Consider the following 13774-nt stretch of genomic DNA (forward strand, 5'->3'; position numbering starts at 1 on the left):
TCATGCAGATCGGGTGAAGGAAGAAACGTGGCGGCTCAAATGCCCCACGCAAAGGGATCTTGTTCGTCGATCAGCAAGGTGCTGTCGGCGGTCATGTAGGCGCGGCCGGTGATGAAAGGGATGATGCGTTCGCCCTCCCATTCGTAGCTGCCGATGAATTGGCTGGCGGTGATGCTGGCCTGGACCCAGCGTTCACCGGCGGCCAGTTTGCCGTCGGCCGCCAGGCACGCGAGCTTGGCGCTGGTGCCAGTCCCGCAGGGCGAGCGGTCGTAGGCCTTGCCGGGGCACATGACGAAGTTGCGGCTGTCGGCGTGGTCGTCATCGGCGAACAGTTCGATGTGGTCGATCAGCGCGCCGTCGTCACCATGGATGCCCTGGTCCTCGAGGGCCTTGAGCATTGCCCAGGTGTATTCGGTGAGGAAGTCGACGTTGTCCATCTGCAAGACCTGACCGTGGTCGGACACCAGGAAGAACCAGTTGCCGCCCCAGGCGATGTCGCCGTACACGCGGCCATGCCCCGGCACTTCGACCGGCACCTGTCGGCGGTAGCGGTAGGCGGGCACGTTGCGCAGGGTGACGTTGCCATCCTCGTGCAGGGTGGCGTTGACCGGGCCCACTGGCGTATCGATCTTGTGCTCGCCAGGCTGGAGGTGGCCCAGGTGATGCAGCGAGTTGACCAGGCCGATGGTGCCGTGGCCGCACATGCCGAGGTAGCCGGCGTTGTTGAAGAAGATCACGCCGCAGGTGGCATCTGGCGACACTGGTTCGCAATACAGCGCACCCACCAGCACATCGTTGCCACGGGGTTCCAGCAGGCAGGCGCGACGCCATGGGTCATGCTGCTCGCGAAAGGTGTCGCGCTTCTCGGCCATGGTCCGGCCAGCCAGCTGCGGCAGGCCCGACATCACCAGGCGAGTCGGCTCGCCGCCGGTGTGGGAATCAATGACATGTACTTTTTTCATAAACACATCCATTAGAGGAACACGCAGGTTTTGCCGGCCTGAATTTCAGCGAGCGGTTTGGGCAGACACACCGATCGGACGCTGGCCGCGGTAGACGGGATCGGCTTCTTCTTCACCGTCCTCGGCGTCCAGGCGAACCAGATGCGCCGGTACGCCGGTGGCCGCGCCCCAGTAGTAGATGCCCATGGCGCAGGCCGCCACGACCAGGGTGTCGAACGGATGGGTGAGCACACCCATGCCGCCGAAACTGCCGAGCCAGGACAGCACGATGGTCACCGCGTAGAAACCGATCAGCCATGCCGAGGAGCGCACTTGCTGGGCCAGGCTCAGGTGTTGGGTCGGCACGAAGCGACCGCACAGCAGGTACACCACGAACATCAGGATCTGCAGGCCGAGCAGCCAGGACACGGTGTTCCAGCCGGACCAGTAGACGATCAGCGCGGCGATGATGAACGACACCGGGCCGAGGACGCCCATGTGCTTGACTCGGAACGGGCGCGGCATGTCCGGCGCATTGCGGCGCAGGGCGGCCACCGACACCGGCGCAACGGCGTAGCTCAATACCAGCGCGGCGGAAACCACGTTGATCAGCGCTTCCCACGAAGGGAAGGGCAGGGTCCAGAACACCGACAGGGCAAAGGTCAGCCACAGCGCCGGGCGCGGGATGCCGGACTTTTCGTCGATGCGCGTGAAGACCTTGAAGAAGGTGCCGGTCTGCGCCCAGCCGTAGATCACCCGCGGGGTGGCGTTCATGTAGATGTTGCCGCAGCCGCTGGGGGAGATCACCGCGTCGGCCACCACCAGATAGGCCAGCCAACCCACACCCAAGGCCAGGGCGATGTCGCGGTAGGGCAGGGCCAGTTCCTTGGCCACGCCGGCCCAACCATTGGCAAGCATTTCGGTGGGCACGCCGCCGAGGAACGCCACTTGCAGCAACACATAGATCGCGGTGGACAGCAGCACGGAGAGGATCAGTGCAATCGGGATGGTGCGTTGCGGATTCTTCACTTCGCTGGCCACCGAGATGATCGGCGTCAGCCCCAGGTAGGCGAAGATAATGCCGCCGGCGGACACCGCCATCTCGACACCGGACAGCCCGTACGGCATGAAGCCCTGGGCCTGGAAGTTCTCCGGCTTGAAGAAAGTGAACAGCACGCCGATCACCAGCAACGGCACGATGAACTTGAACATGCTGATCAGGTTGTTGGCCTTGGCGAACGTCTTCACGCTGTAGTAGTTGAGCATGAAGAACAGGCAAAGCAGGCCGAACTGGAGCAGCCAGCCAAGTGCCGTTGGATTGCTCGAACCTGCCTGGGTCAATGCGGGAAACCACGCAGCGGCGTACTGGCGCGCGGCGACCACCTCGATGGCGACCAGGCTGGAAAACGCGATCAGCGTGATGAAGCCCATCAGGTAACCCAGCAGCGGGCCGTGGGAGTAGACCGGGTAGCGAATCACCCCGCCGGCACGCGGCAGCGCCGCGCCGAGTTCGCAGTAGACGATGCCCAGCAGCAGCACCGCAAAACCGCCCAGCAGCCAGGAAAAAATCCCCGCCGGCCCGGCGATGGCGGAGACGTGGCTGGCTGCGAACAACCAGCCGGAGCCGAAGATGGCCCCTAGTCCGATAAACGTGAGGTCTATCAACGAAAGTTGTTTTTTGAACTTGCCTTGGCCTGACATTACATCGCCTTCTTGTGAGTTTTTGGATAGGCAGGTGTGCACTTCAAATCGCCTCTTTTCGGTTTTGCCGAGGAGGGCGGTGGGCATAGATTGAACCTGGCGGCGTGCTCGCGATTGATGTTTTGCTTGGGTGTCGATGACGAAATCAGCACAATGGCAGCTGTCTGATTTTTGCGAGGGGCCGGTTGATGACTGAGGATGCATTTGCGCTGTTGTGCCAGGGCGACAACTCGAACCGCCCCGAATCCATCGAACAACTGCTGGCCGGCATTGCGCTGCTGTTGCCCATGCTGGATGTCATTCCCAATGCCGCGATCTTCATCAAGGATGTGCAGGCGCGCTATGTCATGGCCAATCGCACGCTGGTGCAACGCTGCGGTTTGAAACACCTGAAACCGCTGCTGGGCAAGACCAGCGCCGAGGTGTTTCCCGAGCAATTGGGGCCCGGTTACACCGAGCAGGACCGGCGCGTGCTGGAGCAGGGCTTTGTGCTGGAGGACCAGCTGGAGTTGCATTTGTACGGCAGCCGCGAGCCGGGCTGGTGCCTGACCCACAAGCGCCCGCTGTACAACCGCCGCAATGAAATCATCGGCCTGGCGGGCATCTCGGTCGACCTGCAATCAGCCAGCGACACGCACCCGGCGTACCAGCGCCTGGCGGCGGTGGACGAACACATTCGCGCGCATTTCAACCGTCGCGTGACCCTCGGCGAGTTGACGCGCATCGCCGGGATTTCCGTGGCGCAACTGGAACGCTACTGCAAACGTGTGTTCCACCTGACGCCCCGGCAGATGATCCAGAAGGTTCGCCTGGAGCATGCGCATCGGTTGCTGCTTACTGATGTGCCGATCACCGAGGTCGCCCTGCAATGCGGCTATACCGACCACAGCGCGTTCACCCGGCAGTTCAAGGCCTTGACCGGTTTCACCCCGCGCCAGTACCGCCAGGCCACCGGGCACGAGCAACCGTCTGGGCTGGATTAGCGACGCGCCGGCAATGGCCCTGTAAACTGGCCGCGCAAAAGGCACCTGCCTCACCACTTCAAGCAAGAGAGCTCCCATGGCAAACCACGACCTGACCTTTACCCCCGATCTCGATGCCGATTCGATTTCCTCCGACGTCGTCGGTTTCGCCGGTGTGCTGGTCTCCACCCAGATCCCCACCCGCGCCGATGGCAGCCTGGAACTGGGCGACATCACCCTGCAGAGCGAATGCACCCTGCAAGCGCTGAAGGTTGCGCTGGAGCGTGCCGGCAGTTCCATGGACCGCGTGATGCACCTGACCATCTACCTCACCGACATGGCCGACCGCGCCGCGTTCAACGAGGTCTACAAGCGTTTCTTCGCCAAGCCATGGCCGGTGCGCGCTGCCGTAGGCGTAGCTGCACTGGCCGTCGAAGGCATGCGCGTCGAAGTCACCGCCATGGCCGCCAAGGCCTGATCAGCGCCACACACATATAACCCTGTGGGAGCGGGCTTGCTCGCGAAGACGGAGTGTCAGCTTGCACAGGTGTTACCTGACCCAACGCTTTCGCGAGCAAGCCCGCTCCCACAGTGGGTCTGTGTCGGACACGAAATCTGTGTACTTGCTCGAAACCTGTAGGAGCGAGCTTGCTCGCGATGAACATAAGGGCGACGCGTGCATACAGAATGCCCGCGTCATCGTTAACGTCCATCGCGAGCAAGCTCGCTCCTACAAGGCTACTCAAAACGCCACCCGGCAGCATACGGGTGCCGGTCAGGCGTTTCGCCGCTACAATGCACGCCTCGACCGTGACAAGCCTGACTAAAAAAACTATGTCTTTGCCCAAACATCACCTGGAATTGCTCAGCCCTGCCCGCGATGTGAGCATCGCCCGCGAGGCCATCCTGCATGGCGCCGATGCCATCTACATCGGTGGTCCGAGCTTCGGCGCCCGCCACAATGCCTGCAACGAAGTGAGCGATATCGCCCAATTGGTGGAGTTCGCCCGTCGTTATCACGCCCGGGTGTTCACCACCATCAACACGATCCTGCACGACAACGAACTGGAGCCGGCCCGCAAGCTGATCCACCAGTTGTACGATGCCGGCGTCGATGCACTGATCGTCCAGGACCTGGGTGTGATGGAGCTGGACATTCCGCCGATCGAACTGCACGCCAGTACCCAGACGGACATCCGTACGCTGGAACGGGCGAAGTTCCTCGATCAGGCCGGTTTCTCGCAATTGGTGCTGGCCCGCGAGCTGAATCTCCAGGAGATCCGCGCCATCGCCGACGAAACCGACGCGGCCGTCGAATTCTTTATCCATGGCGCGCTGTGCGTGGCGTTTTCCGGCCAGTGCAACATTTCCCACGCGCAGACCGGGCGCAGCGCCAACCGTGGCGACTGCTCCCAGGCTTGCCGTCTGCCGTACACCCTCAAGGACGAAAAGGGTGGCGTGATCGCTTACGAAAAACACCTGCTGTCGATGAAGGACAACAACCAGAGCGCCAACATCCGCGCCCTGGTCGAGGCCGGCGTGCGTTCGTTCAAGATCGAGGGTCGCTACAAGGACATGGGCTATGTGAAGAACATCACCGCCTACTACCGCCAGCGCCTCGACGCCGTGCTCGAAGACCGCCCGGACCTGGCCCGTGCCTCCAGTGGCCGCACCGCGCATTTCTTCCTGCCCGACCCGGAAAAAACCTTCCACCGTGGCAGCACCGATTACTTCGTCACTGATCGCAAGATCGATATCGGCGCCTTCGACTCGCCGACCTTCACCGGTCTGCCGGTGGGTGTGGTGGAGAAAGTCGCCAAGCGTGACATGCTGGTCGTGACGCACGAGCCACTGTCCAACGGCGACGGTCTGAACGTGCTGGTCAAGCGTGAAGTGGTGGGTTTTCGCGCCAACATCGCCGAACCCAAAGGCGAGTTCGAGGAAGACGGCGAGAAGCGCTATCGCTATCGCGTCGAGCCCAATGAGATGCCGGAGGGAATGTACAAGCTGCGCCCCAACCATCCGCTGAATCGCAATCTGGATCACAACTGGCAACAGGCGCTGCAAAAGACTTCTGCCGAGCGTCGCATCGCCCTGAGCTGGGTCGCGCGCCTGCGTGAAGAACAGCTGGAACTGACCGCGAACAGCGAGGAAGGCATCAGCGCCAGCGTCACGCTGGCCGGCCCGTTCGGCGCGGCCAACAAGCCGGAGCAGGCGCTGGAACAATTGCAGGATCTGCTCGGCCAACTCGGCACTACGCAGTACCACGCCATCGATATCAGGCTGGACGCGCCGCAGGCGTACTTCATCCCGAACTCGCAGCTCAAGGCCTTGCGTCGTGAAGTGATCGAAGCCTTGACCGAAGCGCGGGTCGCCGCGCACCCGCGTGGCAGCCGTAAAGCCGAAACCACGCCGCCGCCGGTGTACCCGGACTCGCACCTGTCGTTCCTGGCCAACGTCTACAACCAGAAGGCCCGGGACTTCTATCATCGCCACGGCGTCAAGCTGATCGATGCGGCCTACGAGGCCCACGAGGAAACCGGTGAAGTGCCGGTGATGATCACCAAGCACTGCCTGCGTTTCTCCTTCAATCTGTGCCCGAAACAGGCCAAGGGCGTGACTGGCGTGCGCACCAAGGTCGCGCCGATGCAGTTGATTCACGGCGATGAAGTGCTGACGTTGAAGTTCGACTGCAAGCCTTGCGAGATGCACATCATCGGCAAGATGAAGGGCCACATCCTCAATCTGCCGCAACCGGGCAGTGTGGTCGGTCACATCAGCCCCGAAGACCTGCTCAAGACCATCCCGCGCGCGCCGCACTGAGTGACCGGTGAGCGCGCCGCAACGGCGCGCTCACCTGCTGTTCAATACCCTGTGTAGTTGAAGTAAACGACGGCCACGACAACAGCGAGGCCAAACGCTGCCAGGGCTTTTGTTTGTGCGGTTGCCTGGAAGGGCGGCGGGGCATCGCTCGATGCTTGCTCTTCGGGTTGCGAGTACTCGCTGGCGTTCTGGCGGCGCAGCAGCATGGCCCGATAGCTGTAGCGCAAGCCGATCAGCAGGGACATGGCCATCAAGCCGAGGATCAGCCAACGTATCGTTGCCGGTTTTTCCACGGCGACCATATTGCTCTCGTGTTCACAGGCCGCGCTATTGAACTCCAGGACGGATATGGGCTGGTAGACCGTCGAGGGCTGCGTTGCATCACTGTGCATTACCGCCATTTGATCCAGGTCCAATGCCTGATACTTCCACAGTGTCGTCGATCCTTCCCGGCAATAAGTGAACGCAACAGGGTTCGAGGCGCCGATGATGCACGCGTCGTTGATGCCGATTTTTTTCAGGGTTTCCGTCGCAGACCGTGTGAAGTCCAGTTCGAGGACAGGAATGACGCCGTTGGCAGACACCGCGACGGACACCAGCAGGCTCGCCATGGCGCAGAGGATTGATGTTTTCAAAGTCGGGGCGTCCTCGTTTTTAGTCGTTTTTTTTGTTATGAACGCGGAGTCTGGTTGCTACGTGCTTTTGCTGAAGTCTAGACGCTGGCGACAAATCTGAAGCTGGCAGTCGACACTATCCACAGGTGTCGGCGACGGCTTTTTCAGCTCGCTTGAACTCCTGTTTGATGTCGGTGGGGATGCGTTGCTTTTTGAATTCCTGGCCGAGGAAGGGTTGATCGCCCCGCGACTGGACCTCTGCGTCTTCGGCCGATATCTGCGCTTCGACGGCAGCGGAGTGTTTGTCGATGACGGCATTGACCTCGGCTTCATCCTTGGCCGTATCAAGTGCCAGGACCAACTGGCCGGCCTCGGCTTTTTCGGCTTCGGCATAGGCTTCGACCGTCAACCCGGAGGCCAGGGCGCGCGCCTGGGTTTCCAGACCGTTGAGATGCTCCCGGGCGGCCCTGCAGACCGCTTCCTGTCGCTGGCTCTCGATGTGTTCCCAGGTGTTGAGCCCGTAAATCGCGGCCCCGACCACCAGGAGAGTTGTAACGGTGCCCATCAATTTGCCTTTCACATTTGGCGCCCTCAAATGGCAAAGGAAGGGTTATGCGCAAACGATTCCCGATTCGATCCGTTCAAAGAAAAGCGTAGCAGACGTGATCGGGCTGAACGTGCGCCGATCACTCCTCCTGGATTCGACTCAACACTAAGCGACTGTTTTAAAAAAACAAATTCTTTTAAAAGGGCTTCCCAGTTGCGGCAAATGTTGGTAAATTTGCGCCCACTCTTGCACAGGCCCTCAGGGAGCCTGTCACGCAAGCAGGCAACAGCTCTCGTTGCCACTCAAGAAAGCGAGTGCCATGCACTCATCGCTACAGATACAGGGGCGTCGCCAAGCGGTAAGGCAGCAGGTTTTGATCCTGCCATGCGTTGGTTCGAATCCAGCCGCCCCTGCCATTTTTACTTCCTGCGCAATCAGATAACACCCGACCGACGGTTAATATTCGTCGATGCGCTGGTTATTTGCGTGCGTTTTTCATGTCCCGGATGTTCCTGTGCGAACCCGCTTTCAGCCAAGGCTCGCGGGCGTTCTTGCTGCGCGTTTGATGAAGATTTTCTGGGCTGGTCTGGCCATCCGTCACTGAACCAGAGGCGCGCTGTAGTTGTTTCTACATAGCGCCTACACTGATGATGCACGCCGTTTCCTAACTTTAAAGTCAAGAAAAGGATGCCTCAAATGAAAGTCAGTGCACGCAACGTATTCAAAGGCAAAGTCAGCCAGGTCCAGCCAGGCGCGGTCAACGCCGAAGTGGTTCTGACCCTGGCGGGTGGCGAACAACTGGTTGCCGTCGTCACCATGGAAAGCATCAAAAGCCTGGGCATCGCCATCGGCAAAGAGGCCGTCGCGTTGATCAAGGCGCCTTGGGTGATGTTGATGACCGAATCGAGCGACATTCGCCTGTCGGCGCGTAACTGCCTGGAAGGCAAGGTACTGAGCGTTACCGATGGCGCGGTCAATGCAGAAGTGGTCATCGAGCTGGCTGGCGGTTCGAAAGTCTATTCAATCGTGACCCGCGATGCGGTGGCGGAGCTGGGCCTGGCAGCCGGCGTCAGCGCCACGGCAGTGATCAAGGCTTCCCACATCATCCTGGGTGTTCCGGCCTGATCAGAGCCAAGCATTCACACTGATCCCCGTGATCCATGTCTTGATGGATCACGGGGATTTTTCGTTTTTGCCTCCCGTTCCTCAGCTGCGCTGGCGCCTCTAGCGAAAGCGCTCCGGGATGGCCTCGGCAAACGGATACCAGGAAAACCACGGCCTTGCCTCATCGATGACCCGCGCGACCGAGGGTCTTTGGGTCAACCTGTCGAAATAAGCACTCAAGTGGCGATGCTCGTCGGCAAAGGGCACGAGGGTGCTGGCGTAGAACAGCGCCGGGGCGGCGGCGCAATCGGCCATGCTGAACGCCGGGCTGGCCACCCAGGTTTTTGCCGTCAGCTGACGTTCGAGCATGCCGTACGCCGTTGCCAGCGCGGTGCGTTCGCGGGTCAGGTCGCCGTTTGCGGCATTTATTCGGTCAGCGACGATCTTCTGCATCGGCACCTGGACGTGAAGGTCGAAAAAACGATCCCACAGGCGTACGTCCAGGGCGGCTTCCCAATCGTGCGGAATCAACGACGCCTGGCCGGCATGAAGCCGGTCCAGATATTCAATGATCACACTCGACTCCGGTACATCCTTGTGCCGGGCGTGATCGCGAAGCACCGGGAACTTGCCAATCGGCCACAGCGCTTGAAGCTCGGCCCGGTCGGCTTCGTTGCCCAGATCGATGATCCGTTTTTCAAACCCGATGTCCAGTTCATAGAGCGCGATCAGCGCTTTGTGGCAGAACGACGAGAGTGGATGGAAATAAAGAGTCAGCGACATCCTTCAATTCCTCGGTGAGATGCAAACCGCTTCATTATCGGTCGTCATCGGCGAATGCGCGAGGCGCTCCTGTGTCCGGTGCGGGGTGTTCGGGTTAGAGTGCAGATTCTGGCCTGAATATCAGGCATGCCGCGTTTAGGGTCATATCGCCATGCACCAGATCGGACTCATTGTTTACCCCGGTTTTCAGGTGCTGGGCCTGGCCATGTGTGCCGCTTTCGAGTTGGCCAACAACGCCGTGGATGAGCCGTTGTATCGCATTGCATTGCTGTCCGAAACGGGGGGACTGGTGCAGACGTCCGCCGGTTTTGCCGTGCAGACCGAAGTGTTCGACCAGCGCTCGTTCGATACGCTGCTGGTCATGGGCGACAACCTGATTCGCCCGACCACAAGCCGGCTCCTACAGTTTGGCGTTCACATCATTTCGACCAGGACGCGGTCCTTTGTAGGAGCTGGCTTGCCGGCGATGGTCGTTAACGATAACGCGTGTGTACAGGATAAACGCGGCGCACTTGAGGCCATCGCCAGCAAGCCGGCTCCTACAGTTTGGCGTTCACATCATTTCGACCAGGACGCGGTCCTTTGTAGGAGCTGGCTTGCCGGCGATGGTCGTTAACGATAACGCGTGTGTACAGGATAAACGCGGCGCACTTGAGGCCATCGCCAGCAAGCCGGCTCCTACAGTTTGGCGTTCACATGATTTCGACTCGGACGCGGTCCCTTGTAGGAGCTGGCTTGCCGGCGATGGTCGTTAACGATAACGCGGGTGAACAGGATAAACGCGGCGCACTTGAGGCCATCGCCAGCAAGCCGGCTCCTACAGTTTGGCGTTCACATCATTTCGACTCGGACGCGGTCCCTTGTAGGAGCTGGCTTGCCAGCGATGGTGGTTAACGATAACGCGTGTGTACAGGATAAACGCGGCGCACTTGAGGCCATCGCCAGCAAGCCGGCTCCTACAGTTTGGTGTTCACATCTTTTCGACCAGGACGCGGTCCCTTGTAGGAGCTGGCTTGCCGGCGATGGTCGTTAACGATAACGCGGGTGAACCGGATAAACGCGGCGCACTTGAGGCCATCGCCGGCAAGCCGGCTCCTACAGGTATTGCGTTGCAGGTTTCGTTTCAACGACGCCAGATGAAACGAGCCAGCAGCGCATCGATGCTGAGCTTGCCGCCACCGGACAGCAGCAGCGGCGTGAAGGCCACAAGGTAGATCAATGGCAGCTTGAAGTTGCCGTAACCCTTGTTGCTGATGGCATAACCCTGGGCAAGTTCACTCAGGGTATGCCAGTCGGCGGGCCAGTGGATGGCGGCGGTTGCGACAAGCGTTACCACCATCAGGCTCAACGCCGAAAAACGCGTGCCCAGGCCCAGCAGCAAGGTCATGGAAAAGATCAGTTCGGCCCACATCGACAGTTCCCAGTTCAGCGTCGCTGGAATGTGGTCGAACGGAAACGGGAAGCGCTGCTGGATATCGGCGAACCAGTTTTGTCCGTTGAATTTCTCCAGGCCGGACTCGAGGAATTCCCAGGCGAGGAACACCCGCAGCGCCAGGGGCGCAACCCAGTCGCCGGCACGGTCGAGGTTCAGGTGCAGGCCTTTGACGGCCGAAGAAATGGAGGTGCTCATGGCGTTGATCTCTTTCAGGTCAGGGATGCGGGGCAACGACATGCCCCGAGTGTTTGGCGCTTTGACTGGCTTGGCCAATCGACAGGTGAATTTGATCAGCGGGGTGTATCTGCGGTGTGTCGTTTTGGCGGGGTTTTGAGTGTGGGGTGTGTCGGGGGCGGGGCTGTATACATTGAGATACGTTAACCATGAGTTTTTCCACCCAACGCACGACCAGGGTGGGAGCGGGCTTGCTCGCGAATACGGTGTGTCAGCCACGTTGATGGTGCCTGACACACCGTATTCGCGAGCAAGCCCGCTCCCACAGGGGATCACCGGTCTGAAGCGTGACGCTCCGGGGAAATTGCTATACATTTTCCGGCCGCCCATTGCATGGTGTAACCGCTTCATGTCTCTTGCGCTCGAACGTCTAGTCGCTGGCACGCCAATCCCTTTCGCCGGTAATCGTGTCACTGTCGTCAGCCCCGAACTGGCACAACGCTTCCAGCCCGGTGACCATCTGCTGGTGGAGCAGGTCAGCGGCGAGTTACTGTTGATCCCCGTGGCGGACCAGCAAGCGGCCAACGTTGCGATCGAGCGCGCCCAGGCGGCGTTTACCGCAATGTCGGCGGTTTCCGATCAAGCCATCAGCGCCTTCTTCGACCTGTTTGCCCAACGCCTGGAAACCCCGCAATGCTGGGCGCTGATCGAGGCCGCCAACCTGGCCGACATCGAGCGGGCCAAGGCTCGCGGTCGCTCGACCACCCGCTTGCTGGCCGATGAGCGCATGCGTCGCGACATGATCGCCGGCCTGCGCGCCTGGCGTGATGCCGCGGCCAGCCGAGGCAAAGTGATCAGTTGCGTCGAGCACGATGGCTGGAAAGTCGAGCAAGTGGTCTCGCCGTTGGGCATCGTCGCGTTTGTCTTCGAAGGTCGACCGAATGTGTTTGCCGATGCGGCCGGGGTGTTGCGTACCGGCAACACGGCGGTGCTGCGCATCGGCAGTGATGCGTTGGGCACGGCCCAGGCGATCGTGACCCATGCACTGAACACTGCACTGAGCGACGCCGGCTTGCCGGCCGGTGCGGTGTCGCTGGTGGAAAGCGTCAACCACGCCGCCGGTTGGGCGATGTTCGCTGACCGGCGCCTGTCATTGGCGGTGGCCCGTGGTTCGGGTCGCGCCGTCAGCCAGTTGGGCAGCATCGCCCAGCAGGCCGGCACGGCGGTCAGCCTGCACGGCACCGGTGGCGCCTGGCTGGTCGCCAACGCCGATGCCGATGCCCGGCGCTTTGCCGCCGTGGTGCGCAACTCCCTGGACCGCAAGGTCTGCAACACCCTGAACGTCTGCCTGATCCACCGCGATCGCGCCGCTGAGCTGGTGCCGCTGTTCCTCGATGCTTTGAAGCAAGCCGGCACCGCACGGGGGCAGGGCTGCAAGCTGCACATCGTCGAAGGCAGCGAGTCGCACCTGCCGCAAGACTGGCTGGCTGCCTCGGTCGAGGTGTATCGCGCCGAGGGTTATCAGACCGAGGCGCAGGCCGAGCCGTTGCCGGAAGATCAATTGGATCGCGAGTGGGAGTGGGAAGAAACTCCGGAAGTCAGTCTGAAAATCGTCGACGACCTGGACAGCGCCATTGCCTTGTTCAATCGCTACAGCCCGCAATTCACCGTGTCGTTGATCAGTGAAAGCGGCGAGGCTCAGGATCGTTTCTATAACGCGGTCAACGCGCCTTTTGTCGGCAATGGCATTACCCGTTGGGTCGACGGCCAGTACGCATTGAACAAGCCAGAACTGGGGCTTTCGAACTGGGAGAGCGGGCGCCTGTTTGCGCGCAGTGCGATTCTTTCGGGGGATGGTGTGTTCACCATTCGTAGTCGCATGACCCAGGTCGATCTGGGCGTCAAACGCTGAGAGAGCCGAAGCTGTGACCGCTGCAAGGGCGGTCACTTTTTTGATCAAGCGGTGGTTCTGATCAGGCGGCTTTGCTCACTTTGGCCGATACGGCGCAAGTGCCCGGATGCTCGACCAGCGACACGAAGCTTCGGCTGTCGGCATCCAGCGCGTCGATCGAACCGGTCTCGATGTCGTACACCCAGCCATGCAGGTTCAGCAGGCCTTTTTCCTGGGCCAGTCGCACGCTCGGGTGTGTCTGGATGTTGGCCAGTTGGGCGATGACATTCTCGCGAACCATCGAACTGACCTTGGCCGCTTCAGTGGCGTGTGGCCGCCCCTCGTTGATCACTTTCGCCGACTCGGCGTGTTGCAGCCAGCCGCTGACGGCGGGCAGGTGGTCCATGCAGGTGCACTTGGCCACGGCCGTCATGGCGCCACAGTCCGAATGACCGCAGATCACGATGTCGGTGACGCCGAGCACAGCGACGGCGTATTCGACCGTGGCCGATACGCCACCCGGGTGTGGGCTGTAGGACGGCACGATGTTGCCGGCGTTACGGATCACGAACAGTTCACCGGGTTCTTGCTGGGTCAGCAGTTCCGGCACGACGCGGCTGTCGGAGCAGGTAATGAACAGCGTGCCCGGGTGTTGGGTGGTGGCCAGGTGTTTGAACAGGTCGGTGCGTTGCGGAAAGGCTTCTTTCTGGAACTTCAAGAAACCGTCGATGAGCGCTTTCATGATCGCTTCCTCTTGGATGAGCAGGGTTCGGCCCGCACCGGTCGTGCGGGCCGGTAT

General features: G+C 60.9%; 12 protein-coding genes, 1 tRNA gene and 1 pseudogene. 7 read left to right on the top strand and 7 right to left on the bottom strand.

What is annotated here, in order from left to right; genetic code table 11:
• Positions 1-35 precede the first annotated feature (35 nt).
• On the bottom strand, positions 36-962 hold the full coding sequence (locus QMK54_RS13725) for a 4-hydroxyproline epimerase (RefSeq protein WP_320402738.1): 927 nt from the start codon (positions 960-962) through the stop codon (positions 36-38).
• 45 nt (positions 963-1007) lie between these two features.
• Positions 1008-2642: an APC family permease gene (locus QMK54_RS13730; RefSeq protein ID WP_223595588.1), complete on the bottom strand. Its 1635-nt coding sequence runs from the start codon at positions 2640-2642 to the stop codon at positions 1008-1010.
• Between the two features lie 188 nt (positions 2643-2830).
• On the opposite strand from QMK54_RS13730, the gene QMK54_RS13735 reads away from it, so the two are divergent.
• From QMK54_RS13735 to QMK54_RS13745, 3 genes are all read left to right on the top strand, one after another.
• Complete coding sequence (locus tag QMK54_RS13735; protein ID WP_320402739.1) at positions 2831-3625, top strand: AraC family transcriptional regulator; 795 nt, start codon at positions 2831-2833, stop codon at positions 3623-3625.
• A gap of 76 nt (positions 3626-3701) precedes the next feature.
• Positions 3702-4082: a RidA family protein gene (locus QMK54_RS13740; protein ID WP_110660062.1), complete on the top strand. Its 381-nt coding sequence runs from the start codon at positions 3702-3704 to the stop codon at positions 4080-4082.
• 356 nt (positions 4083-4438) lie between these two features.
• Positions 4439-6427, top strand: a complete 1989-nt coding sequence (locus QMK54_RS13745) for a U32 family peptidase (protein WP_320402740.1) — start codon at positions 4439-4441, stop codon at positions 6425-6427.
• A gap of 41 nt (positions 6428-6468) precedes the next feature.
• Here QMK54_RS13745 and QMK54_RS13750 read toward each other — a convergent pair whose 3' ends face one another.
• The gene (locus QMK54_RS13750) at positions 6469-7038 is read right to left on the bottom strand and encodes a hypothetical protein (protein WP_110660064.1); all 570 of its coding nucleotides are present in this window, start codon (positions 7036-7038) and stop codon (positions 6469-6471) included.
• Positions 7039-7177: 139 nt separating this feature from the next.
• The gene (locus tag QMK54_RS13755; RefSeq protein ID WP_110660065.1) at positions 7178-7606 is read right to left on the bottom strand and encodes a hypothetical protein; all 429 of its coding nucleotides are present in this window, start codon (positions 7604-7606) and stop codon (positions 7178-7180) included.
• 323 nt (positions 7607-7929) lie between these two features.
• Here QMK54_RS13755 and QMK54_RS13760 point away from each other — a divergent pair.
• Together QMK54_RS13760 and QMK54_RS13765 are read left to right on the top strand one after the other, a co-directional pair.
• Positions 7930-8004, top strand: a tRNA-Gln gene (locus QMK54_RS13760).
• Positions 8005-8284: 280 nt separating this feature from the next.
• Positions 8285-8713 (top strand): TOBE domain-containing protein, encoded by a 429-nt coding sequence (locus QMK54_RS13765; RefSeq protein WP_110660066.1) that lies wholly within the window; start codon positions 8285-8287, stop codon positions 8711-8713.
• 99 nt (positions 8714-8812) lie between these two features.
• Here QMK54_RS13765 and QMK54_RS13770 read toward each other — a convergent pair whose 3' ends face one another.
• Positions 8813-9475, bottom strand: a complete 663-nt coding sequence (locus QMK54_RS13770; RefSeq protein WP_320402741.1) for a glutathione S-transferase family protein — start codon at positions 9473-9475, stop codon at positions 8813-8815.
• 151 nt (positions 9476-9626) lie between these two features.
• Between QMK54_RS13770 and QMK54_RS13775 the strand changes: the two are divergent.
• A pseudogene (locus QMK54_RS13775) lies at positions 9627-9884 on the top strand (GlxA family transcriptional regulator); the annotation flags it as partial.
• A 714-nt stretch (positions 9885-10598) separates the two neighbouring features.
• On the opposite strand, the gene QMK54_RS13780 reads toward QMK54_RS13775, so the two are convergent.
• Positions 10599-11105, bottom strand: a complete 507-nt coding sequence (locus QMK54_RS13780) for a DoxX family protein (protein WP_103393742.1) — start codon at positions 11103-11105, stop codon at positions 10599-10601.
• A 388-nt stretch (positions 11106-11493) separates the two neighbouring features.
• On the opposite strand from QMK54_RS13780, the gene QMK54_RS13785 reads away from it, so the two are divergent.
• Positions 11494-12996, top strand: a complete 1503-nt coding sequence (locus QMK54_RS13785) for an aldehyde dehydrogenase family protein (RefSeq protein ID WP_320402742.1) — start codon at positions 11494-11496, stop codon at positions 12994-12996.
• A gap of 61 nt (positions 12997-13057) precedes the next feature.
• Here the strand turns inward: QMK54_RS13785 and QMK54_RS13790 are convergent, their stop codons facing one another.
• Positions 13058-13717: a carbonic anhydrase gene (locus QMK54_RS13790; protein WP_110662538.1), complete on the bottom strand. Its 660-nt coding sequence runs from the start codon at positions 13715-13717 to the stop codon at positions 13058-13060.
• Between the last annotated feature and the right edge of the window lie 57 nt (positions 13718-13774).

The organism is Pseudomonas sp. P5_109, assembly GCF_034009455.1.
Classification (GTDB): Bacteria; Pseudomonadota; Gammaproteobacteria; order Pseudomonadales; family Pseudomonadaceae; genus Aquipseudomonas.